The organism is Bacteroidota bacterium (assembly GCA_039714315.1).
Classification (GTDB): Bacteria; Bacteroidota; Bacteroidia; order Flavobacteriales; family JADGDT01; genus JADGDT01.
In genome coordinates this window covers 1-23,211 of sequence record JBDLJM010000008.1, presented here as the reverse complement: position 1 = coordinate 23,211, position 23,211 = coordinate 1, and the positions used below count along the sequence as shown (strand labels likewise).

Annotated in this window: 20 protein-coding genes and 2 tRNA genes; 10 read left to right on the top strand and 12 right to left on the bottom strand. The window is 33.3% G+C overall.

The features are described 5' to 3' along the window. Window positions 1-177: 177 nt before the first annotated feature. Complete coding sequence (locus ABFR62_02080) at window positions 178-3,381, bottom strand: T9SS type A sorting domain-containing protein (protein ID MEN8137196.1); 3,204 nt, start codon at window positions 3,379-3,381, stop codon at window positions 178-180. A 241-nt stretch (window positions 3,382-3,622) separates the two neighbouring features. After that, entirely contained in the window at window positions 3,623-5,005 is a 1,383-nt protein-coding gene (locus tag ABFR62_02075; GenBank protein MEN8137195.1) for an FGGY family carbohydrate kinase, read from the bottom strand. A 273-nt stretch (window positions 5,006-5,278) separates the two neighbouring features. Between ABFR62_02075 and ABFR62_02070 the strand changes: the two genes are divergently transcribed. After that, window positions 5,279-6,166 (top strand): AraC family transcriptional regulator, encoded by an 888-nt coding sequence (locus ABFR62_02070; GenBank protein MEN8137194.1) that lies wholly within the window; start codon window positions 5,279-5,281, stop codon window positions 6,164-6,166. 64 nt (window positions 6,167-6,230) lie between these two features. Here the strand turns inward: ABFR62_02070 and ABFR62_02065 are convergent, their stop codons facing one another. After that, the gene (locus tag ABFR62_02065) at window positions 6,231-6,707 is read right to left on the bottom strand and encodes a winged helix-turn-helix transcriptional regulator (protein ID MEN8137193.1); all 477 of its coding nucleotides are present in this window, start codon (window positions 6,705-6,707) and stop codon (window positions 6,231-6,233) included. A gap of 513 nt (window positions 6,708-7,220) precedes the next feature. Here ABFR62_02065 and ABFR62_02060 point away from each other — a divergent pair. Next, window positions 7,221-8,531: an ammonium transporter gene (locus tag ABFR62_02060; protein ID MEN8137192.1), complete on the top strand. Its 1,311-nt coding sequence runs from the start codon at window positions 7,221-7,223 to the stop codon at window positions 8,529-8,531. 40 nt (window positions 8,532-8,571) lie between these two features. Here ABFR62_02060 and ABFR62_02055 read toward each other — a convergent pair whose 3' ends face one another. After that, window positions 8,572-9,282: a lysoplasmalogenase gene (locus tag ABFR62_02055; GenBank protein MEN8137191.1), complete on the bottom strand. Its 711-nt coding sequence runs from the start codon at window positions 9,280-9,282 to the stop codon at window positions 8,572-8,574. 93 nt (window positions 9,283-9,375) lie between these two features. Here ABFR62_02055 and ABFR62_02050 point away from each other — a divergent pair, with 93 nt between their 5' ends. Continuing rightward, entirely contained in the window at window positions 9,376-10,761 is a 1,386-nt protein-coding gene (locus ABFR62_02050) for a TlpA disulfide reductase family protein (GenBank protein ID MEN8137190.1), read from the top strand. A gap of 61 nt (window positions 10,762-10,822) precedes the next feature. Here ABFR62_02050 and ABFR62_02045 read toward each other — a convergent pair whose 3' ends face one another. From ABFR62_02045 to tgt, 4 genes are read right to left on the bottom strand one after another with little or no spacing between them, the layout of a single operon-like run. Then, window positions 10,823-11,050 (bottom strand): RNA-binding S4 domain-containing protein, encoded by a 228-nt coding sequence (locus tag ABFR62_02045; GenBank protein MEN8137189.1) that lies wholly within the window; start codon window positions 11,048-11,050, stop codon window positions 10,823-10,825. A gap of 1 nt (window position 11,051) precedes the next feature. Beyond that, window positions 11,052-11,942 (bottom strand): EamA family transporter, encoded by an 891-nt coding sequence (locus ABFR62_02040; protein ID MEN8137188.1) that lies wholly within the window; start codon window positions 11,940-11,942, stop codon window positions 11,052-11,054. Beyond that, the gene (locus tag ABFR62_02035; GenBank protein MEN8137187.1) at window positions 11,929-13,005 is read right to left on the bottom strand and encodes an LptF/LptG family permease; all 1,077 of its coding nucleotides are present in this window, start codon (window positions 13,003-13,005) and stop codon (window positions 11,929-11,931) included. Before ABFR62_02035 ends, ABFR62_02040 begins: the two co-directional genes overlap by 14 nt. Window positions 13,006-13,065: 60 nt before the next feature. Next, window positions 13,066-14,196: a tRNA guanosine(34) transglycosylase Tgt gene (gene tgt / locus ABFR62_02030; protein MEN8137186.1), complete on the bottom strand. Its 1,131-nt coding sequence runs from the start codon at window positions 14,194-14,196 to the stop codon at window positions 13,066-13,068. Window positions 14,197-14,428: 232 nt separating this feature from the next. On the opposite strand from tgt, the gene ABFR62_02025 reads away from it, so the two are divergent. Continuing rightward, window positions 14,429-15,181, top strand: coding sequence for a phosphatase PAP2 family protein (locus ABFR62_02025; protein MEN8137185.1), 753 nt, complete (start codon window positions 14,429-14,431; stop codon window positions 15,179-15,181). Window positions 15,182-15,384: 203 nt separating this feature from the next. Here the strand turns inward: ABFR62_02025 and ABFR62_02020 are convergent, their stop codons facing one another. From ABFR62_02020 to ABFR62_02005, 4 genes are read right to left on the bottom strand one after another with little or no spacing between them, the layout of a single operon-like run. Beyond that, window positions 15,385-15,963 (bottom strand): sugar transferase, encoded by a 579-nt coding sequence (locus tag ABFR62_02020; protein MEN8137184.1) that lies wholly within the window; start codon window positions 15,961-15,963, stop codon window positions 15,385-15,387. Window positions 15,964-15,970: 7 nt separating this feature from the next. Continuing rightward, entirely contained in the window at window positions 15,971-17,608 is a 1,638-nt protein-coding gene (locus ABFR62_02015) for a glycosyltransferase family 39 protein (GenBank protein MEN8137183.1), read from the bottom strand. A gap of 2 nt (window positions 17,609-17,610) precedes the next feature. Continuing rightward, the gene (locus ABFR62_02010; protein ID MEN8137182.1) at window positions 17,611-18,273 is read right to left on the bottom strand and encodes a phosphatase PAP2 family protein; all 663 of its coding nucleotides are present in this window, start codon (window positions 18,271-18,273) and stop codon (window positions 17,611-17,613) included. A 52-nt stretch (window positions 18,274-18,325) separates the two neighbouring features. Further along, entirely contained in the window at window positions 18,326-18,706 is a 381-nt protein-coding gene (locus ABFR62_02005) for an START-like domain-containing protein (protein MEN8137181.1), read from the bottom strand. Between the two features lie 251 nt (window positions 18,707-18,957). Between ABFR62_02005 and ABFR62_02000 the strand changes: the two genes are divergently transcribed. The 6 genes from ABFR62_02000 (at window position 18,958) to ABFR62_01975 (ending at window position 23,077) form a co-directional block, all read left to right on the top strand. Next, window positions 18,958-19,031 (top strand) — tRNA-Met (locus ABFR62_02000). Window positions 19,032-19,111: 80 nt separating this feature from the next. Then, a tRNA-Met gene (locus ABFR62_01995) sits at window positions 19,112-19,185 on the top strand. Between the two features lie 74 nt (window positions 19,186-19,259). Further along, the gene (gene trmD, locus ABFR62_01990) at window positions 19,260-19,940 is read left to right on the top strand and encodes a tRNA (guanosine(37)-N1)-methyltransferase TrmD (GenBank protein ID MEN8137180.1); all 681 of its coding nucleotides are present in this window, start codon (window positions 19,260-19,262) and stop codon (window positions 19,938-19,940) included. A 4-nt stretch (window positions 19,941-19,944) separates the two neighbouring features. Beyond that, a complete protein-coding gene (locus tag ABFR62_01985; GenBank protein ID MEN8137179.1) occupies window positions 19,945-20,838 on the top strand; it encodes a CPBP family intramembrane glutamic endopeptidase in 894 nt (297 codons plus the stop codon). 84 nt (window positions 20,839-20,922) lie between these two features. Further along, a complete protein-coding gene (locus tag ABFR62_01980) occupies window positions 20,923-21,753 on the top strand; it encodes a universal stress protein (protein MEN8137178.1) in 831 nt (276 codons plus the stop codon). A gap of 91 nt (window positions 21,754-21,844) precedes the next feature. Continuing rightward, a complete protein-coding gene (locus tag ABFR62_01975) occupies window positions 21,845-23,077 on the top strand; it encodes a M48 family metallopeptidase (GenBank protein ID MEN8137177.1) in 1,233 nt (410 codons plus the stop codon). Window positions 23,078-23,211: the final 134 nt, after the last annotated feature.

Genomic DNA, 23,211 nt, shown 5'->3' with positions numbered 1-23,211 from the left:
TATTCATCCATTAAAACAACATTACAAATATTAACTTATAAAGCAATGTAAACAATACACTATTTGGCATAATTTAATCACTTTTTGACATTTCAAATTCACTTAACGATATCATCTAAATGCAAAAAAGGCTGTCTAATTAAAGACAGCCTTTTGCTATTTTATAAATAATTATTCTTATCGAACAATTAATTTTCTTTGAGCTCTAAACTCAGAGTTTGAAATTTTCACAATATAAACTCCTGTACTTAAATTTACATTTGATTTAAACTCTTTACCATTTTCGATAGAAGAACTAATCATTCTACCATTAATATCAATAACTTCTACTAATACATTTTTAGAAGCCTCAGGTAGTCTAACTGTAAACTCTCCGTTAACAACAGGGTTTGGATAAACATCGAAGTTTATTGTAGCAAGATCATCTAATCCAAGAGTAAATTCAGTTATCAAATAAGGTTTAAGGTTATCTGCAACCTCAACTCTTCCGTCTGCAATATGTCCACCATCTGTAGCTACTAAACCATCAGCTGTGTAATATTTAATAAATAACCATGCTGCAGGCTCAGCTACCATATTCGGTCCTGATACAACACTAAAGAAAACGTAATCACCAGGTTTTGCACCAGCAGCAATTTGCTGATTAATAAAGGCTGCAATACTAGCATCGTTACTAGAGTATGCTTCTTCCAATCCATTACCGTATACTTCGTCAGCTATAAACTCTTCAACTAACAAAGTCATATTTTCAACATCAGATTCAAGAACTTCAGGAGTAGAACGGAAACCGTCAACACCATAAAGAGAAGCATCAGGTATAGTAGTAGCATTTGCTACTTTTCTGAATGCAGTAATATTAAATGAAGCACTTTCAACAGAACCACTAGAAGGTATTTGGAAAGGAATTACATTTGCACCAACTAAATTTGTTTCAGCTGCATGACCAATAAATCCACTAAAAGATTCTTCAGGTGTACCATGTATATAACCATCACCTACGGTATAGAAAGCAGCAAAACTACCTGCTGGAGCATTAAGTGTCACAGCAACATCTTCTCTACTAGCTAATACAACTCCTGAATATTCGCGAATATCAAGTTCTACACTATGTATAACTGGATCGTTAACTCCATCAGAAACAGAAATATTAAACTGACCGGCATCAACAACAGCAGCATCAGCAGCTACATTGATATACCAAATCTCTTCTCCTAAATCAGTTAATTCACCAGAATCTTCAACAGTAACACCTGCAGGAGCTCCTTCAAGAGTAACAGTAATATCATCATCAATTTGCCATTCGAAAACAGCAACAGTATATTTTGCAGGAACTCCAACATATGACTCTACTGCGTGAGGAGCAACATGTATTTCAGGTAAATCTCCAATAACCGGAGCACCAGTTACAACAACAGTCATAATTTCTCTATCGAAAACACCTTGCTCATCAGTAACAATCAAATCGAAAGTATATGTACCAGGTTGTGCAGCAGATGCATCAATAGTATATAATCCAGTGTACAATGCATTACCATATACAGGATCACCAATTGCCCAAGGCTGTCCAGTACCATCAACAACAGATGTAATAACTAAACCTGTAGTTGCATCAACATTACTAGACCAAGCTAAAGCCTCAGCAACCTCATCAGTATCCCAAGCCCAAGCCTTTAATTCTTCAATTTTAGTTCCGGCTTTTACATAAATAGTATTTCCATCTACACCTACACCGTCAACTACAGACTGTGCAACTCCAGGGAAAACAGGTGTTTCTAAAATAGGAGCTGTATTACCTGCAACACCTCCAGTAACTGTAACCTCAACTGTTTGAGTAACTTTAGCACCTTTATCATCAATAAAAACAACATCGAACATATAAACACCCGCATCAACACCTGAAGCTTCTATTGTATATAATCCGGTATATAGTGTACTACCATAAACAGGATCATTAACTGCCCAAGGACCTCCTTCTGTAGCAACACTCTTTACAAGTCCTGCTATATCATTTTCTACAGAGAAAGTAAGATTTCCAAGCCATGCATAACCATTATTTTCATCATAATCCAACACCGCATCTTCATCCCAAGCCAAAGCAGTTAAACTTAATGATTCACCTACAGCAATTTCGAAATCTGTATATTCTGCTTTATCATTAGGCTTGTCAACGAATAAAGGGTCATTAAGTGTAGGAGCGTTATTACCGGCAACCTCATTAACATTAACTGTAATAGTTTCAGAATCCTTAGACCCTTTTTCATCTGTTGCAACTACATCAAATGTATATGTTCCAACAGCAAGACCTTTAGTATTTATAACATAAAATCCAGTGTACAAGGCGTTGTCATAAGCAGCAACCGCCCAAGGTCCACCATCTTTATTAACTCCTTCAACTATGCCACTTGCATCATTTTCAACAGTAAACACAACGTGATCAGGATACTGTCCATTTGTAACACCATTTTCTCCAACTATATAATCTGTATCAACTGCATATGCTTTCAACGTTACAGACTCTCCACCATCAATTTCGATAGTGTTATCATCCTCACCTTCAAATACTACATCCGGTATAGTAGGAATACCAACCGCAGGAGAGAACTGTATTAACTTAGAAGCAATATTTCCAATTCTGGCATCAGTGTACCACGCAGATGCACCATCCCAACCTTTAAAAAATATTCTATAATATGAATCTTCTTTAATTGTTACTTCTAAACCTTTTCTATTAGTAAAAACATCACCTACGTTAATAGTGTAGGGTGCAGAAATCTGAGTGCCAGTTAGCAAACCTGAAATACTCAAGCTAAACTCATCTTTAGAAACAGATCCATTACCATCGGCATCAACCAAGTTTCCATCAACATCAACCTCTTCCATATAAACAGTAGCTGCAACTGTTGGTTGGTCATAAGCAAATAACTGTCCTTCAATAGTAAATTCGATTCCTGATTCAATTATCGCACCATTAGCAGGAGCTGTAACTTCGTTTGCTACTGTTCCGTCTGCAACAACAATATTTACATCCTGCGTTGTAGTCTCTCCACCTGCTTCTAACTGAATAGTTACTGCATAAGTTCCCGCAGGACAAGTATTCAACACCTGAATAAATGCAGGATCTCCATCTACCCAAAACTGAGTATCAACCAAAATCTGGCCATCTGCAACACCTGTACCGGTTTTATCAATAACACTCCAAGTAAGAGCGTCACCATCCGCATCACTTCCCGGTGTCATAAACGTACGCCCATGTCCGGTATATAGGCTTATATCAGCGACAGTCTCTATCACTGGAGCATCTGCAAAAGCAGCCCCACCTGCCAGAAGCATTGCTGCAAAAGCAAACTTGCTAAGTGTTTTTTGTAAAAATCTTTTTTTCATAAGAAATTATTTTAAGTTTAGTTCAACTACATACAGTACGCCAATACACATATGTATCAAATATCAAAAGTCAATATTATGGTGATTTCTTTTTAGAGGCAATGCACTAAATGGCACTAGTCATTAACTATCTGGCAAAAAGAGGGAAACCACAATAATTTCGCAAAAAAAAGCCTGATAAAACTGTTGTTACGTTTTATCAGACTTTTTTTATTTATAACAAAATACAATTCACTGGCTCTTAATATTCCTCCAAATTTACTTCCGACTTCCATTCTTTTAACCCCAGATCAATCTTAACTTCATTACCCGGAAATATTTCATCATATAACATCAATGCCGCTCCCAAAGCTTCGGGGCTGTCAATTTCGGATGTAAAAACCCTTTTATCCATAAAATACCCCGACAAAAGTTTCATATAAATATCATTATACGAGAATCGTCCTGTAACATATATTTTATTTGAGTGATCACTCTCAGGAATCACCAATTCGATAGACTCAATATTAATACGTGTTAAATCGATCATTAACTGATGATATGCTTCTTTATAATTCTTAAAAAGAGATATATCAACATATGTATCTATGTAATTTTCGGGAATACCATCAACAAAAAACATTCTTTCTTCACTAACATTATCGGCCAGTTCTTCTAAAACGTCTTCATTTAGGTTAACTTTTTCAATTTCATCAACTGAAACATTAAACTGTTCTGCAATTTTCTCAACATGTACATCATGAATATGTGCTAAATAAAACCGTGATGATTTTACCTGATCATTATTATAGCTAAGGTAGCATGAACACTCATTTTCCACTTCTTTTGGTGTAAGCGGTTCACGGTTAAAAGGGTTCATTGCCACACACCATCTCTTAGTGTATAACATCAAAAACTCATCCGTATCAGTACTTAAATATGGGAGTAAGTCGGCCATAGCATCCATAATACCAACACCTACCTTAAATTCATGCCCCTTATAATTTACAGTGTGATTTTGTTTAGTTTCTACGGGCTCAGGTATATTTATATCAATATCATTTAGCCAATTATGATATTTGTTTTCTTCAAAATCCCACATTGCGGTATGACAACCTATCGTTGTAAACTCACTTACAATTTTACCTGTAAATAAATAGCTCAGATACTGTGGAAAATGCAATACATGTTTAGCTTGCTTATATGTATCGGGGCGCTCCTCCTTTAGCCATTTCAACTGCAAGCCTGAATTTTGAAACCCCAGTAGAGAAGAAGACGTTTTTCTGGCAAACTCAAATACTCCTCCGTGTTTGTCGTATAACTCTCTACCAAAGCTATAAGGTAATGACATCATATTATTATACAAATAACCAAGCTTTTTTCCTTCATCGTTTAGATATATCAAAGAAGCTCCGTAAGTAGAAAAGTTAACTCCTTTTATAGTATAAACATTTTTTGATATTGTTGAATCAATTACATTATAAACCCAATCTACAACACCTTCAACATCATCAATTAAGATTCCGTTTTCGTTTAACTTTTCTTTAATCTTTATTTCATCCTTATACACAACCTCAAGGCTATTATTAAAAAATAACACCTTTCGTTTAACCTTGCCTATATCAAAAACAACAATAATATCCATATACACTACAAAATTTACATCTACAACTATCTATATTTGTGAGGATAACATTCTTAAACCAGAATAATCAATTTAATTTTAACTGGTAAAATCGATTAATATTTATATTTTAGCATCGAATTTACTGTCGTATCCATATTACAAATATTGTATTAATATTAACTAATTTCAATGCACATATTGACAATAATAGGATACTTTATGATAATAAAGTAGGGGATTTTTGGATGTTGAACGAAAACTTATTCAATAAAACTACTAACAACATAGTCCATGAATAATTTTAAGAAATATCTTACCATCAGTGAAGAGGAAAAAAAATGGGGAATATACATCGACTCAATAGGAAAGTCGCATGTTAAACCTCACGAAATTTACCCTTCGAAAGACCATCCTACAGAATACTATTTTAGCTGGGAAGAAGGTCGTATTCTTGATGAATATCAGATTATATACATAACTAAGGGAAAAGGCATATTTGAAAATAAATTTGCTACTTTAGAAATAGATGAGGGTAGTTTTGTTATTGTTTATCCTGGACAATGGCACAGATACAAACCCTCGGAAGAAACCGGGTGGATGACTAATTACATCGGTTTTAAGGGTAATATTGCTGATCATTTTATTTCTCAACTTCTTGTAAACAAAAACAAACCTGTTGTTCATGTAGGAATTAATGAGCAGTTTTTGGAATGTTACGATAAAATTTTCGAGATAATTAAAAAAGAATCTCATAGTTACCAGTCTATTTCAACTGCTATTATTATAAAACTTATAGGCCATATTAATGCAAATATTAAAAATGATGACTTTAACAACAACAGGTTGTCAGAGGCTATAAATAAAATTCGATATTCGCTAAGAGAAAATATAGATAAAGACCTGAATATGCAGGATCTTGCTGATGAATACAATATTGGATATTCTTATTTTAGAAAAATGTTTAAAAAATATACGGGAATGTCTCCTAAGCAATACCACTTGCAGTTAAAAGTTATTAGAGCAAAAGAATTATTGCTTACTTCTGATAAAAGTGTAAAAGAAATATGTTTTGAACTAGGGTTTCAATCATCTTCATACTTTTCTAGAATGTTTAAACAAAAAATAGGCGTTACACCTGCGCACTTTAAAGAACATAAACATTTTGTTGAACCTCAATAATAATTAGAAAGAAATTAGAAGAAAAATGTCCGATCTTAAATTTTAATCGGACACTAATTGTACTTTATCTAAAAATTGAATGCATCAATCTGTTTTTATCGTTGATAGATTCCTCCATACTGATCATGCTCTCGGTTCTTGCAACTCCATCAATGTCGTCAATTTGAAAGATGATGTCTTTTGCATGAGATGTGTCTTTTGCTCTAACTTTACAGAAAATATTAAACTTACCTGTTGTTATATGCGCTACTGTTATATATGGAATTGCCTTAAGTTTCTCAATGACTGTTTGAGTTTCAGATGTTCTTGACAGATACAGACCTACATAGGCAATAAAAGAATATCCCATTTTTCCATAATCTATGCTCAGGGACGTTCCTTTTATAATACCGGCGTCTTCCATCTTTTTCACTCTAACATGTACTGTCCCCGCAGAAATTATTAATTTCTTTGCAATTTCTGTGTAAGGCATTCTTGTATTTTCGATCAATAACTCTAAAATTTGATTATCTATTTCGTCTAATTGATATGTTGAAGCCATAATTTATTTCTTTTTAAGTGTAAATAGTACACTTTGTTTAATGCAAATATATAAGATATTATCAAATTACCGATATTTTATTTGATTTGTTGCGTAATTTACATAAATTATTCCTTTTTCACGAAGAAAAACAATATATTCTCGGTTTTCATAATTTAATTCTATTAACACTTTAAATAAAAAAAGTGAATTAATGGCATTAGTTGATTTTTAATACAATTATAGTTTGGATTAGCTACCCCCCTATTTTTTAATGAACAATTCTTAAAAAAACATCTATTTTTTAACTGCCCCCCTATTTTTTAGTGCAAATATTTATATTTCACATAAATAATTGTTTATTTGTGTTTTTTTACTTGCATCCCCCCTATTTTTTAAGATATATTTGTCGAAACAGTTAAATTTTAACAACACCCCCCTAATTATTGGTGAGCTTAGTCAATAATTATGAAAAAAAATAATTTTATGAGTAAAACTAAAAAAATCATTCTACTGGTATTATCATTACTTACGATGAGCCTGTTTTTATTTCCAACAAATGTTGCCGAAAATGAATTACCGATTAATGCTGCTGATACTGTCTGGATGTTAACTGCCACCGGACTTGTATTTTTTATGACTCCGGGACTATCATTTTTTTATGGAGGAATGGTATCAAAAGAAAACATTATTTCAACTATGCTCCAGAGTTTTATTTCTCTTGGAGTTGTAAGTATAATTTGGGTAATAGTTGGATTTAGTCTTTCATTTGGAGAAGATATAGGAGGAATAATCGGAAACCCATTTACTTATTTCATGTTTAAAAATGTTGGGCTTTCTCCGAATTTAGATTTTGCACCTACTTTTCCGTTTTTACTATTTGCATTGTTTCAATTGAAATTTGCAATTATTACACCGGCTATTATTACCGGTAGTTTTGCAGAAAGGATCAAGTTTGACAGTTATTTAATATTCATTGTATTATTCTCAATATTCATATACACTCCACTGGCCCACATGACATGGCATCCCGAAGGAATTCTAAGAAAATTAGGAGTATTAGATTTTGCGGGTGGAACTGTTGTACATATGTCGGCTGGTTTTGCCGCACTGGCGGGAGCAATTATATTAGGTAAAAGAAGTTCTGTAAAAAGTAATAACGAAGAACACAAGCCTGTTAATATTCCTTTTGTATTACTGGGAACAGGAATGTTATGGTTTGGTTGGTTTGGTTTTAATGCCGGATCGGCACTAGGGGCAAACAAAGATGCAGCACTTGCATTTGGAACAACTGCCTTAGCCTCTGCTGCAGCAATGATTTCCTGGGTTTTATACGACAGAATAATGGGTAGAAAAACTTCTGCTTTAGGGGCTGCTATCGGTGCAGTTGTTGGATTGGTGGCTATTACTCCGGGAGCTGCTTTCGTTACACTTGGTCAAAGTATATTTATTGGTTTTGCCAGTTCGATGATTAGTAATATTGCATTGTATTATAAAAACAAAAAAGAGCTTGATGATACTCTTGATGTCTTCCCGTGTCATGGCATCGGAGGTATTTCGGGTATGATCTTTACTGCTGTGTTTGCCAAAGATATAGGCTTAATATATGGAGACTATCATTCATTCTTTATTCACATGGGAGCACTTGTAGGCGTTAGCATATTTACATTTGGCGGGGCTTATGTTTTATATAAAATAACAGACTTTATTTCTCCGTTAAGAGTTAATGAAGAGGAAGAAAAACTAGGCTTGGATATTAGTCAGCACGGCGAATCATACATAGCCAATAATGAATTTTATGATATTGAAGCAACTGAAGCACCTATTGTCAGAGGCAACTATTAGGATTAGGTATCGTAATTAAGAATAAAGAAAGGGTGTTTTTTTATAGCATCCTCTCTGCTTTTACGCTACCAACAGCTATCATCCATTGACCTAAAGTGTAAGTACTCATTATCCATAAACCGGACAAATCTACTTCAAATGCAAATTTATTTATTGCTATAATTGAGTCAGACAGCATAAACAGTATTGCTCCAACCATAATCATTTTTGTAGCAATACCCTCAACATTATTAGATAGCGATATTGAAAATAACACCATTAATGTTATCACTGAAGCATAAATAACAACTGCAACTAAGAGAAATGTTTCGGTATTGGAATCAATCATTTTATTTACCAGAAAAGCTACTAAAAACACATATGCCAGAAATATTATTGATGAATACAGTTTACCTTTTATCAATCCAAGTACAAAACTACTATTCATTTTTGCAAACGCTATAATATATAACACATGGGCAAGCAAAAAACTTGCCAGTCCGAAAATGAAATTGTCGAAAAGTGGCATTAAGAAAATATCTCCAAGGAGTGAAAAACCCAGTGCCATAAAAATTAACCTGGAATATATTGAAGATAACTTATTGCTATGAGTATATAAAATAATCATCAAAACCGGCATTAACATTGGTTTAAAAATATTTTCCAACTCATCATTACCTGTTAGTCGAACCGAAATTGTGATTATTGAAATAAGAAGAAACAGAGTAGAAAGAAGATTAAGTGTTTTTGGGGTTTTATTTGGCGCATTCATATATCTGCAGTTAGTTTAACATTTATTTATATATTTCGATATAGCAGAAAATATATATTAGCAAATTAAGAAAAACAATCAAAGCTTTATCAAATGCGTAAAATATTAATAAGTTTAGTTGCAGCATCAGTATTTATTGCATGTTCAATCGAAAAGAAACACGAACCTGCTGCTGTTGTTAGTGGTAAAATAGAAAATATCGGAGATAAAAGTGTATTACTTGTGTCAAAAACAAAAACAGACACTTTACAAACTGATTCCCTTGGAAACTTTCGTTTAGAACAAAAAGCGGGTTTACCTACTTTTTCAAAATTAGTTCTAGGAAGAAAAAGTATCTCTTTATATTTAAAAGACGGATTTGATTTAAATTTAATTACCAGCAAAGAAAATTTTATCAGGGATACAAAATTTGAAGGTATAGGATCGAAGGAAAATAACTTATTATCGGAAAAAGAAAGACTTGCTAAAGATTTAGCCTACTATCCGGACATATTTAAGTTAAATCCCGAAAAATTTATTGCGAAAAGCGATTCTGTAAAAGAAGTATATAAAAAGCTGTTAAAAGAATATTCTAAGGGACCTGAAGTTGATTCTTTATTTTTAACAAGCTTTAATGCAGACGTTAAATACGAGCAGTTTTATTTCTATACTATATATACTCCTTACCACAACTATTTCATGAAAGAAAAACTGGAATTGGGTGAAGGTATATCTAATGAGATAGATAAAGCCATTGTTGACACTGATGATTTTGTATACTCTTCGAAGTTTATAAAATTCATGTCGGAGGTGAAAAAAGAAAAATACAGAGAGTATCTAAATGATGAAGAAAAGAATGATATAAATATTGCTAAATATTTAGAATGGCTTGATGGCGACTTAAACTCTCCAAAACTAAAAAATGAGTTATTTTATGAAGCCACTAAATACAATATCACTTATGCAGGCGAGAAAGAAAGGGATACCTTATATAGTATCTATTCAAAAGTAAATACTGATATTGAATATCAAAAGAGTATAGATGATACATATGCTTCGTTCGAAAAGCTTAGAGCCGGAAAAACTGCAGTACAATGGTCTTACCCTGATATTGATGGTAAAACACATTCTTTATCAGATTATAAAGGGAAATTAGTATATATAGATGTTTGGGCTACCTGGTGTGGACCGTGTAAACAGGAAATTCCATCACTGGCAAAACTTTCAAAAGAATATGAAGGAAAAGATATTGTATTCGTGAGTGTATCGGTTGATGATAACAGATCTGCATGGAAAAAAATGCTGGAAAAAGAAAACTTTGAATGGATACAACTTCACGCTGAAAAAGCGTGGAAGTCAGAAATAATACAGCAAAATGAAATTAGAGGTATTCCGAGATTTATGATGGTAGACAAAGAGGGAAAAATAATCTCTGTGAATGCTCCGAGACCGTCATCGGAAGGGATTAATGCATATTTTGACGAATTGTTGAGTAAATAAATTAGCAAAAAAGAATCGTCATCCTGGCCAGGATGACGATTCTTTTTAATTCTATTAATAGTTAATCAGCTTCAGCAGCCAATACTTTTATTTCGAATTCATCAAAAACAATAACTTCCCCTGCTTTAATTTTAGCACGTTTTCTGGTTTCTACTTCTCCATTTCGGAAAGCTTCACCATCTTCAATTCTTATTTTCGCTTCGCCACCGGACCCCACCAGTTTCATCATCTTCAATAACTTAATGAGTTCAATGTACTCGCTACTCAGTGTAAACGTTAACTTTTCCATCTTATAATGAGTTTTTTTCTTTTATGCTCTTACTCTTTATCCACGAATTTATCAATACTGTTGAAATAATAACAAAGGTACCAATATAGAATTTGGGAGACATGGTTTCAGATTCTCCAAAAATAAAATAAGCCATTATTATCCCGTAAACAGGTTCCAGATTAACTGTTAATACAACTGTAAATGCCGAAAGTGTTCTCATAATCCTAACGGCAGCTATAAAGGTGTATGCAGTACAAACAGTAGCTAATATAATAAGATACACCAAATCCATTCCCGTTGGAATTGAAAAATCCACCATATCCTTACTCATAAATGGAATAACTAAACTCAATGTCAGCACCCCCCCTATCATCTGATAGAATGTAATTACAGTAGGATCCCACTTATGGGCTAACCTTGCGTTAAAAACAGAAAAAAGAGAAGCTAAAGCCGCAGAAAGTAAAGCTATTAGAACTCCAACTTTTAGATCGCCCTCTACATCTAGTATTAATAAAATTCCGCCAACTACAACAATACCCAACAACATCTCGTGTATAACAGGTCTTTTCCTGTATATTATTGGCTCAAGAATAGAAACAAAAAAAGCTCCTGTTGATAAGCCGGCTAAGGTAACCGATACATTTGCAATTTTAATAGCATAGTAGAAGGTAGTCCAATGGAATGCTATTATTACACCTATTCCCAATAATTGCAGTATTGCCTTTTTGGGCAGTCTAATATCAATTTTAGCAATTTTTATAAAAGCGAAAATAGATATTACAGTAAAAAATATCCTGTACCAAACTAAAGTAACAGCATCCAGAGAAATAAGCTTTCCTAAAATAGCTGTAAATCCCCATATAAACACTATTAAATGCAGGTGCAAATATTCATTTTTACTTTTTGGCATTATTGTATAAGACTAATGATAATAAACCGAAAATTATATTTGGTATCCAAACTGCCAGTAATGGAGGAAAATCATCTTTTATTGCAAAAGTATCTGCTATTCGCATAAAGAAAATATAGAGAACCATAAGCAACAGACCTACGGCAATGTTCATCCCCATTCCTCCCCTCTTTTTCCTATATGCTAGCGAAACAGCAATCAGAGTCAAAATGTAAGTTGATGCGGGCATAGAGGTTCTCCTGTGATTTTCAACCAGATAAGCACTTAAATTTTCAGACCCTCTAAACTCCTGTTCTTCAATAAAATCATTCAGCTGGTGATAAGTCATAGTCTCAGCTATATATTCCTTTGGTGTTAAATCTTTTGGAAGAAAAGTAAATGTAGTATCCATTTGATAGCCACTGGATATTTCATCATTGGTTCCGGATAAAACTCTAACTTTCCAGTTACGTAATTTATATATCGAGTCTTCAGGATTAAAATTAATATAATCGCTTGAGAGCTTATATTGGAGCATAGTACCTTCAAACTTCTCTAATGAAAAGTTAAAGCCCTGATTACGGTCTGTATTAAAAGATTTTATATATATATATTCATTAGGTTTTATTTGTCGGTGGATATTTTCGAACCTCTTGCTTTTTTTCTTTTCAATATACTTCGATTCGAATTCCTTTCGCACCAGATTGGCCTTTGGCAATACCTGATGATTTAGTACAAGTGATAAAAATGCCAATATAGTAGCACTGACAAAATATGGAAAAAGCAAACGATTAAAACTTATTCCTCCGGCTAAATATGCTACAATTTCAGTCTGCTCAGCCATTTTAGATGTAAACAGAATTGCGGCCAAAAAAACTACCAATGGCATAAACATATTACCATAGAACAATGCGAAGTTTACATAATAATCAGAAATTATTTCGGATGTAGATACCCCTGCTTTTATAAAATCATCTACTTTCTCTGAAATATCAATAACTATTGCTATTGCCAGCAACATGATTATTGTAAATAAAAATGTTCCTAAAAACTTATTAATTATGTATAAATCGAGTTTCTTCATTTACTGTAAATTGGTGATATAATGAATTATCAGTACAAAAATTAAAAAAAATACTCTTTACTATAATCTTTGACCTAACTTTTTGACCATGATGTTTTTCCACTCCGTAAAATCTCCTGCCTGAATATGTTTTCTAGCCTCTTTTACAAGCCATAAATAAAATCCTAAGTTATGAATAGAGGCAATTTGTTTCGCCAGGAATTCATTGGCTGCAAACAAATGTCGTACATATGCCTTTGTGTAAAACGTATCAACATAAGTGTTGCCCGCGGGATCTAAAGGTGAAAAATCATCAGCCCATTTTCTGTTTTTTATGTTGATAGTACCCTCTGAAGTAAACAACATTCCATTTCGTGCATTTCTGGTAGGCATCACACAGTCGAACATATCAACACCTAAAGCTATATTTTCCAATATATTAATCGGGGTTCCAACCCCCATAAGATATCTTGGTTTATCTTCAGGTAAAATTCCACATACAATTTCAGTAGTTTTATACATTTCCTCAGCAGGCTCTCCTACCGATAAGCCTCCGATAGCATTACCATCTGCCTCAAATGAAGCTATAGTTTCGGCCGACTGCGTTCGAAGATCTTTATAAGTACTACCCTGAACAATAGGAAAAAGGCTTTGTTCGAATCCATGCATTGGAGGAACCTTTTCAAGGTGTGTAAAACATCTTCCTAACCAACGGTGGGTCATTTCCATTGAACGTTTAGCATAGGCATAATCTGCAGGATATGGAGTACATTCATCAAATGCCATTATAATATCAGCTCCAATTGTTCTCTGTACTTCCATTACACTTTCAGGCGAAAAGAAATGAGAAGAACCGTCAATATGAGATTTAAATTTAACTCCTTCTTCTGTAATTTTTCGGTTATCAGCCAGCGAATACACCTGAAACCCTCCTGAATCGGTTAGAATAGGCTTATCCCAGTTCATGAATTTATGTAAGCCTCCGGCTTTTTCCATAATTTCCATTCCGGGACGTAAATATAAATGATATGTATTCCCTAGTATTATTTGAGCTTCAATATCCTCTTTCAACTCACGTTGATGTACAGCTTTAACTGTACCTACAGTACCTACAGGCATGAAAATTGGTGTTTCAATCTTTCCATGTGCAGTTTCAACCACTCCCGTACGTGCCTTCGATAATTTATCTTTTACCTCTAATGTAAACTTCATATTCCTTAACGTATTTTATCAAATAAATCAGTGACAATATTAAAAATAATCATTATTGTCTACTTGATTTTTGAAATCTAGCAAAGATAACAGGAATTTTGTTAAATAAAATTTGTATTTGTTTAATTATTGCTCTGTTTTTATAATGTCGCAAGCAAAGTGCACTGTAATATCTTTATCCTTTCATTTATTTTCGAAATTTAATGCTATCATTGTGTTTCATAAAACTGACATGACAAAATTTATACAAATTAAAACTTCAGGATTCCTTGTTCTCATACTGTTAATTACAACCGTGTTTGATGTAAATGCACAATATAAATATAAAAAAGACAGTATTTTGTCCGGTAACCTTTTAAAGAAAAGCATATTACCAACAACTCTTATCGGAGCAGGATTACTTATAAATAATAGCCATTTTGAGAAAAACCTTCAAACAAAATTGAGAAATAAAGTTGGTAATGAATTCGAATACCATATTGATGATGTAACCCAGTACATACCAATAGTAGAATTGTACCTTGCTGATGCTTTAAAAATCGAAGCCAAAAATCACTGGTTCGATCAAACTAAATACCTTCTGATTTCAAATACAATTACAGCAGCTATTACACATGGCTTAAAACACTCTATTTCAAAAGTAAGACCAAATGGGTCTGCCGATAATTCATTTCCTTCGGGACATACGTCATTTGCCTTTACCAATGCAACTGTTCTGTACAATGAATTTAGCAGTACATCTCCCCTTTTGGCATATAGCGGATATGCTTTTGCCACAACAACGGGTGTTTTCAGAATGATTAATAACAAACACTGGTTCTCTGATGTTTTGGTCGGAGCAGGAATTGGAATATTAGTGACTAATCTAGTGTATTATTTTGAGCCTCTTAAAAGTTTTAACCCCTTTAAGAACAAGGAAAATATCAGCCTAATACCACAGATAAAAGGAGATAAATACGGGGTTTATTTTGCATATGATTTTTGAAGTACAAGTAATCACATAGCTTAAATCATTGCTTTAAGTTATCGTTTGGAACATCAAATATTGCAGGTATTTATAGATGACAGGCAAAAATTACTTACTTCATGTCAATTATATATACAACAATAATCGAGTCACTAACCATGCAATTTCATAACTGGTTAACACCAGTTTTATAAATCATAGCTTCCTACTTTATTTTATAATCAAATAAATGTTTTCAAAAGAATTTCTATATCATTTACCAGCGACCAATTCTCTAAATACTCTCTGTTTACCCTTACTTTTTCGGGCCAGATAATTTCATCGTTATACTTCTTTTTATCCTCCTGAAGCATAAGTAAATGTTCTTCATCGCGAAATATTAAAGTAGCCGGTCCGGTAATTCCGGGCTTTACAGATAATATAATTTCATCTTTACCTTTAAGCTGATCGGCATAACCCGGAACATCAGGCCTCGGACCAACAAAAGACATATCACCCTTTAATATATTTATTAACTGGGTTAACTCATCAAGCTTTGTTTTTCTGATAAAATGTCCAAAATTCGTTATTCGGGGGTCGTTTTCGGCGGTGATTACATCTCCTCTTTGAACAACCATCGACCTAATTTTATATATATTGAAAAGACGTCCGTGTTTACCTACCCTCAACTGCGAAAAAATACCAAATTTCCCTGTAGATACTGTTGCCACAATAATTAGAACTATAAGCACAGGAAATACAAACAGCAACAAAATTAACGCTGTGAGGTAGTCGAATATTCTTTTAATCATTCTCTCCATAAAACTGCTACCTAACTCTTTTATAAAAAACAAAACCATTTTTCTCTCCGATAATTTTGAGATTTGAGTATTTGATTAATACTTTATCTTTTTGTGTAATTCTCGACACAAAATATGCCGGTTTATCTATTTCTCCATTCAACAGCCAGCTTACGTTATTGTGATTAGGATTTTTTTGAGCTTTTTTCTCTGTATAAAACAAGTGAGCATACGATTTATACATCACAGGAGCAACATATGCAGAATCGTCTTTAAATTTTTTAAAAAACTCAATAGCTGCACCCTGAGAATACTCTTCTACCTTGGGAATGTTGACCGAAGTAAACAAAAACATTGTAATTATAACGGTCACGTTTAATGCTATCATCCTTACTCCTGAATTATATGATTTATTAAAAAGTGAAAACAGTACACCACTTAAGAGGAATACTCCAATAACACCTTCATATCCGGTCCAGTTTACAACAGCATCCATATTAGCTTTCGCAAATTCATCGCTAATCAATGCTGAATTCTTCAGCTTATCGATATTAATACCAATAACTGGAAGGAATATCATTAATAAACTCCAAAACAATCCGACACTACCCAATATCAAGGACATCCACCTGCTCCATCTTATCCTTTCGCTCATTAAATAGAAAATAGTATGAGCAGCCAGAAAAGTTAAAGGAAAGTATGCCATCGATGAATAGTGAACAATTTTGGTTTTCACCATTGAAAAAACTGCCAGAACCACCCAAAACAATATTTTCATAAATAAGCTTAAGTGCTTTTGCCTTAAATTATCCGCCTCATTTCTTCCGAGTGATTTCAATGCCAAAATGGAAGCTGGAAAAACACCTATCAATAATACTATTGAATGATAATACCAAGGCTCTTCATGATCTGCTACATTCTTAGAAAGAAGTTCAATTTGTACGTGTACAAATTCATATATTACCTTTTCATTCCCTCTAAAGAATTCAACTATAAACCACGATCCTCCAAAAATGAACATAACACCAAAGAATATCAAAAAATCGAGGATTGAAGGAAAGCCTTTAAACATTTTAATCAGGAAATAAACTCCAAGTGTCAGCAGCAAAATCATCAAAGCCACCGGACCTTTCGTAAGAATCCCCAAGCCAATTGCTGCGCCTGATATAACAAGGTTCCATTTATTTCGGTAAGCACTCTCATCCAGATATTTAACAGCATAATAAAGACCTGAAAAAATAAAGAAATTAAACCATGGATCAATTACTCCTGATTTGAAATAAAAAAATGGTAATATTGATCCGGCATAGCTTAATACCCATATTAAAGCAAACCTTGAATCGTAATATTTCTTTCCTATATTGAAGATTAGAAGAAGTGAAAAAACACCGACCAGTGCATTAGGAAACCTTGCTGCAAACTCATTAATACCAAAAATATGCATCGAAACAGCCTGTATCCAAAAGAATAAAGGAGGTTTTTCGAAAAATGGCTGATAGTCGATTTGAACAATAGAATAGTTGCCGGTAATGAGCATTTCGCGAGTAGCCTCAGCAAAATTAATTTCATCCCAGTCGAAGAGATGAACCTGCCCCAAATATGGAGTAAAAAGCAAGAGAGATACAATTATTATCCCCAAACGTATTCTATTATCTTTGCTTAACATCTTTAATTCACCGGATTTAGCAATGACTTATCCAGCTTTTTATTTTTTCCGGTTTTTTTATTCATATAATAATAAACTAACAATGCCGTAATAAAACCTACAATTGCACCGGCTTCAATATCTTTAACAAAGTGTTGACTTAAATACACTCTTGACAAACCAGCAATTACAGCCAGAAAGAACAAACTTAATTTAGCAACATTACGTTTACAAAATAAGGCCAATAAAGTATATAAAGCAAAAGCAGTTGTAGTATGTCCTGAAGGGAAAGAAGAAATCATGTGCATCTTTACTCCTTTTACATAGTGTAATTGAATATCTAAATTTCGGAAGACATTGGCAGGACGCGGATAATCATGAAATAACAACTCCTTACTTATATAGCTTATCAAAAACAGAGTAAGTAAACCGGTAATTGCAGCATATAACGAAATTCTATACCTGATAAAAAGCCCCAGTACTATAGCAATACCAAACACTATTCCATCTCCCAGGTAAGTGGCATATTTAAAAAATGAATCAAAAAAATCATTATGGTATTTGTTTAATAACAAATGCCCCTCTTCAAGGGGATAAATAGCCAAAAAAAATGCCCCTCCCAAAATAAAAATCAGGAACGGCATTACAAATATTTTATTATTGTCTAAAATCTGCTTAATCGTCATAGTGAATTTTTTGTGCAAATATAGACCAATTAATATCTAATTAAACATATTATTATGAACCTATAACATGCTTTAATTCACCAATCTGGTTATCCCAAAACATTTTTGACTCTTCTACTTCATCTTCATCTTCGGCAAAATCAGTTACTATTAACGAAACATCCTTCGTTAGCTCGTCAACCTGAATCTTCATTTCCCAAAATGTATCATTATCTCTTTCATCCCAACGAAAACGTACTAAACGATCTTGTTTTTTAGCTATAAGGAATGCTATTTCTTCTGATCCTTCCCAAATAAAGCTATATTTGTCTGATCTGGAATTAACATTATCAGCAAACCACTCGGCAAGACCACTTGGAGTTGATATATAGTTATATAACAAACTTGGGGAAGAGTTAATCACAAACTCTATTTGGAACTTAGTATCACTCATATTAAGTTAAGTATTTTTTTCAATAGTTTTTTCTCTGACCGCAATATATGTAATCAAAATTTAAATGAAAAATAATTCTTTATAAAAAGAAAACAAACATAATTACTTTTACCTATCGAATTATTACACAAAGTGTTATAATACCTATGTTTTTAGTGAAAAATAAACACCAGAAAAATATATATTTTTTGTGTAAAATTTATTTGCAGCAACAGATATTGTTTATATATTTGCACCCGCAAAAGCAAAAAGGCGAGGTAGCTCAGCTGGTTAGAGCGTCGGATTCATAACCCGGAGGCCGTGAGTTCAAGTCTCACTCTCGCTACATTTATTGTTTGAAGTTATTAGGTTTGATGTTTGTCGTTGAACCTCGAACAACAAACACTTTAACATCAATCATATTTAGGCGAGGTAGCTCAGCTGGTTAGAGCGTCGGATTCATAACCCGGAGGCCGTGAGTTCAAGTCTCACTCTCGCTACTAAACAAAAATCCTCATTAACATTGTTTTTGAGGATTTTTTTTGTTTAATATATTTGCAAAAAACATTCTATAATGAGAATTGACATTATAACAGCCGTTCCAAGCTTATTTGATGGACCAATGAGTGCTTCTATTGTAAAAAGAGCTATAGACAAAGGTTTTGTAGAAATTGTAATACACGATCTTAGAGACTACTCTACAAACAAGTATAGACAAATTGACGATTATCAGTTTGGAGGAGGTGCAGGAATGGTTATGATGATAGAACCAATATCTAAATGTATTGATAAGCTTCAGTCTGAAAGGGCTTACGAAGAAATTATTTACGTTACTCCCGACGGTAAAACATACAATCAGCAAGAAGCAAATACGCTTTCTCTAAAGGAAAATTTAATAATATTGGCAGGACATTATAAAGGTGTTGATCAAAGGGTAAGAGATCTTTACGTTACAAAAGAGATTTCTATTGGCGATTTTGTGCTTTCGGGTGGAGAAATGCCCGCAGCAATTATTGCAGATTCAATTATCAGACTAATTCCGGGGGTATTGGGGGATGAAACTTCTGCCCTATCCGATTCTTTTCAGGATAAACTGCTGGCCCCACCGGTATATACACGGCCGGCCGACTTCAGGGGAAGGAAGGTTCCTGAAATATTAATGAGCGGACATCACGATAATATTGAAGACTGGCGTCATGAAGAAGCCATAAAAAGAACAAAAGACAGAAGGCCTGATTTATTAAACGATCATTAAAATAATGAAAAAAAAGCATCCGATTTTATACATCCTTGTACTTGTATTAATATTAATCCCTTCTATTCTTGCTACAGAATTTGGTTCACAGAAATTATTAAATCTGTTTTACCCATACAATACCAACGAACAAATTCCGGTTAACTCTATTGTATATTTAACCGTTAGTATGATTTCAGCATTTATTCTGATTGGTATTTACAGAAAATTTATCGACAAGAAAGACTTTTTCTCAATGGGTTTTTCTATAAAGGACAGGATGTTTGACTTTTTTCTAGGATTTTCATTAGGTATATTTCTATTGTTTATTGGATTTTTCATCCTGATCGTATCAGGAAACACAGAAGTTACTTCGATCGAGTTTAAACCTGAATGGTTATTGGGGTACACTGTGTTTTTTATACTGGTTTCATTACATGAAGAAGTTCTTGTTCGTGGATATCTGTTAAATTCTTTGATGAGTGTTTCCAATAAATATTTTGCATTATTATTGTCTTCATTAATATTTTCGGCATTACACCTTATGAATCCGGGAATAAGTACTGTTTCTTTTATAAATATTGTTTTGGCCGGACTATTGCTGGGAAGTTCATATATACACAGTAAAAACCTTTGGTTTCCTCTTGCATTTCACTTTTCATGGAACTTTTTCCAGGGACCAATATTAGGTTTTGAAGTTAGCGGACATGATATTAATTCATTTATTTCGCAGAATATCAGCAATAACGATTTAATCACAGGAGGTATATTTGGTTTTGAAGGTTCAGTTATAACTACAGTACTTCTGGCTTTAAGTATTGTTGCCGTAAACTGGTTTTTCGAAAAAAAGGAAGCATTAAAACAGAAAATAAGTATAGGTTTTCGAAATAACGAATTGACTATAGAAAATCTGGATTAGGTAAGGAAATAAAAAAACAATTCCGTAACTTTATAAAGTGCCCTCGGTATTTTGTTCGTTTAAACATGTTAAGCACTTAAAATTATGGAATATATACTCGTACCTACCGATTTTTCAAAATCCGCATTTAATGCTTTAGAATACGCTATTGAAGTGGCTAAAGTATTTAAAAGTAAAGTATTGGTTTTAAACACCTTTGAAAAACCAGCTTCAGGGTCAAGTTCTATGATGAGAATTGTTGACAAAATGGAATCTTTAGCCGATGATGAACTATTTAGTCTTCAGAGGGCTATCAGAGAAAAAGAACTGGACAAAGAAGTTGAAATAGAATATAAGCATTTACACGGATCAATATACAGCGGGGTAAAGTATGAGGTAAAAAGAAGAGATATAGGATTAATCATAATGGGGTCTACAGGGGCTTCAGGCTTGAAAGATATATTTTTAGGCTCTAATGCTTTTGATGTAATAAGTAAAACTGATTATCCTGTGATGGCTATTCCTCCAAAGGCAAAATTCAAAAGAATAAAAAATATCATTTTTGCCACAGATTTCGATTTAAAATGTGAAAACGATAACCTGCCTGTCATTTTTGAGTTGACGAAAAATCTGGGAGCAAAACTGACTTTGGTAAATATCCAAACAGACAATACTAACTTTAAAAAGACAAGAGACAACGCTGATAAATTCTTTAATATATGTAAAGATCAGTTAAAAGGTATAGACTACGAATATCATTATATACTAGAAAACGATATAGCAGAGGGAATAAATAAAGCTTACCAAAACAATGATGCTGATCTCCTGGTTATGATAAAGAAATCGCGTAGTTTAATTGATTATATTTTCAGAAAAAGTATTACTAAATGTCTGGTAAAAGAGGCAAAATTACCTCTGCTTACTTTATCTAAGTAAAATTTAAATCTTATCACTAATTAATAGAATGATTTTGACCTCGGTTTTAATTATGATTTTGTTAATTTTGCACAAAATCTAAAATAAAACAATGGTTCATACTGTTTATATCTCAATAATTGCAATATATATTCTATCATATATTTTCGAAAGTTTTCTGGACTTCTCAAATGCGAAATGGTTTCACAAAAAGCCCAATCCGCTGGTAAATGATATTTACAACGAAGAAGAATACCTAAAGCAGCAGGATTATAAAGTAGCTAATTATAATTTTTCGAAACTCTCAGGATTATTCAGCTTTATCATAACTTCTTTGGTGTTAATAATTGGCGGTTTTGGAAAGCTGGATATTTATATTTCTCAATACACAACTTCTCCATTATTACAGACACTTGCTTTTTTTGCGATTGTTGGTATTTTGAGTACAATTATTTCTATACCTTTTTCTTATTATCAAACTTTTACAATCGAAGATAGTTTTGGTTTTAATAAAAGCAATAAACTTACTTTTTGGACTGATATTTTAAAATCATTATTACTGGGAGCCGTTTTAGGAGGTCTGATATTGAGTATTATTGTTTGGATATACAATTATATTCAAGAAGATTTTTGGTGGATTACATGGATAGTTGTCAGTGTATTTTCGCTGGGGTTAAACTTCTTCTACTCAACAGTAATAGTACCTATTTTCAATAAACAAACACCTTTGGAAGACGGTGAGCTGAAGCAGGCAATTGATAATTTCGGAAAAACAGCTGGATTTGAAATAGATAATATATATGTGATAGACGGGTCGAAAAGATCGAGCAAGGCCAATGCATATTTTGCAGGGTTTGGAAAGAAAAAACGCATTGTTCTTTACGATACACTTATTAAGCAGCTGAGCACAGAAGAAATAGTAGCTGTATTGGCACACGAAATAGGACACTACAAGCATAAACACACTATTGCTAATATGCTTATGGGAGTTGTTCAAACAGGGGTAATGCTCTTTATATTATCTTTATTTTTAAACAGTAATGAACTGAGTTTAGCATTGGGAGGAAATGATAATAAGTTTCATCTGGCCATAATTGCTTTTGGAATACTATATTCTCCAATTTCTGAGTTTATCGGTATTTTTATGAATGTTATTTCACGAAAATTTGAATATCAGGCCGATAATTTTGCAAAAGGATACGGACTTAGCGATGGTCTTATAAACGGGTTGAAAAACTTATCTAAAAACTCATATTCTAACCTTACACCACATCCGTGGTATGTATTTGCCAACTACTCCCACCCTCCTATTAAGGAAAGGATAGAGAATCTTAGGAAAAATTAATTGCAGGTTGCTCCCTTCGACTCCGCTCAGGGCAAGGGTTGCTGGTTGCTGGTTACTGGTTACTGGTTACTGGTTACTGGTTACTGGTTACTGGTTACTGGTTACTGGTTACTGGTTACTGGTTACTGGTTGCT

What these genes read in the sequence shown, in the direction of transcription:
- ABFR62_02065 (MEN8137193.1), bottom strand. Translation starts at nt 6,707, where the DNA reads ATGGCTTCAACATATCAATTAGACGAAATAGATAATCAAATTTTAGAG.
- ABFR62_02075 (MEN8137195.1), bottom strand. Translation starts at nt 5,005, where the DNA reads ATGGATATTATTGTTGTTTTTGATATAGGCAAGGTTAAACGAAAGGTG.
- trmD (MEN8137180.1), top strand. Translation starts at nt 19,260, where the DNA reads ATGAGAATTGACATTATAACAGCCGTTCCAAGCTTATTTGATGGACCA.
- ABFR62_02045 (MEN8137189.1), bottom strand. Translation starts at nt 11,050, where the DNA reads ATGGAAAAGTTAACGTTTACACTGAGTAGCGAGTACATTGAACTCATT.
- tgt (MEN8137186.1), bottom strand. Translation starts at nt 14,196, where the DNA reads ATGAAGTTTACATTAGAGGTAAAAGATAAATTATCGAAGGCACGTACG.
- ABFR62_02010 (MEN8137182.1), bottom strand. Translation starts at nt 18,273, where the DNA reads ATGACGATTAAGCAGATTTTAGACAATAATAAAATATTTGTAATGCCG.
- ABFR62_02050 (MEN8137190.1), top strand. Translation starts at nt 9,376, where the DNA reads ATGCGTAAAATATTAATAAGTTTAGTTGCAGCATCAGTATTTATTGCA.
- ABFR62_02070 (MEN8137194.1), top strand. Translation starts at nt 5,279, where the DNA reads ATGAATAATTTTAAGAAATATCTTACCATCAGTGAAGAGGAAAAAAAA.
- ABFR62_02040 (MEN8137188.1), bottom strand. Translation starts at nt 11,942, where the DNA reads ATGCCAAAAAGTAAAAATGAATATTTGCACCTGCATTTAATAGTGTTT.
- ABFR62_01980 (MEN8137178.1), top strand. Translation starts at nt 20,923, where the DNA reads ATGGAATATATACTCGTACCTACCGATTTTTCAAAATCCGCATTTAAT.
- ABFR62_02020 (MEN8137184.1), bottom strand. Translation starts at nt 15,963, where the DNA reads ATGGAGAGAATGATTAAAAGAATATTCGACTACCTCACAGCGTTAATT.
- ABFR62_02080 (MEN8137196.1), bottom strand. Translation starts at nt 3,381, where the DNA reads ATGAAAAAAAGATTTTTACAAAAAACACTTAGCAAGTTTGCTTTTGCA.
- ABFR62_02015 (MEN8137183.1), bottom strand. Translation starts at nt 17,608, where the DNA reads ATGTTAAGCAAAGATAATAGAATACGTTTGGGGATAATAATTGTATCT.
- ABFR62_02005 (MEN8137181.1), bottom strand. Translation starts at nt 18,706, where the DNA reads ATGAGTGATACTAAGTTCCAAATAGAGTTTGTGATTAACTCTTCCCCA.
- ABFR62_01975 (MEN8137177.1), top strand. Translation starts at nt 21,845, where the DNA reads ATGGTTCATACTGTTTATATCTCAATAATTGCAATATATATTCTATCA.
- ABFR62_02055 (MEN8137191.1), bottom strand. Translation starts at nt 9,282, where the DNA reads ATGAATGCGCCAAATAAAACCCCAAAAACACTTAATCTTCTTTCTACT.
- ABFR62_02060 (MEN8137192.1), top strand. Translation starts at nt 7,221, where the DNA reads ATGAGCCTGTTTTTATTTCCAACAAATGTTGCCGAAAATGAATTACCG.
- ABFR62_02025 (MEN8137185.1), top strand. Translation starts at nt 14,429, where the DNA reads ATGACAAAATTTATACAAATTAAAACTTCAGGATTCCTTGTTCTCATA.
- ABFR62_01985 (MEN8137179.1), top strand. Translation starts at nt 19,945, where the DNA reads ATGAAAAAAAAGCATCCGATTTTATACATCCTTGTACTTGTATTAATA.
- ABFR62_02035 (MEN8137187.1), bottom strand. Translation starts at nt 13,005, where the DNA reads ATGAAGAAACTCGATTTATACATAATTAATAAGTTTTTAGGAACATTT.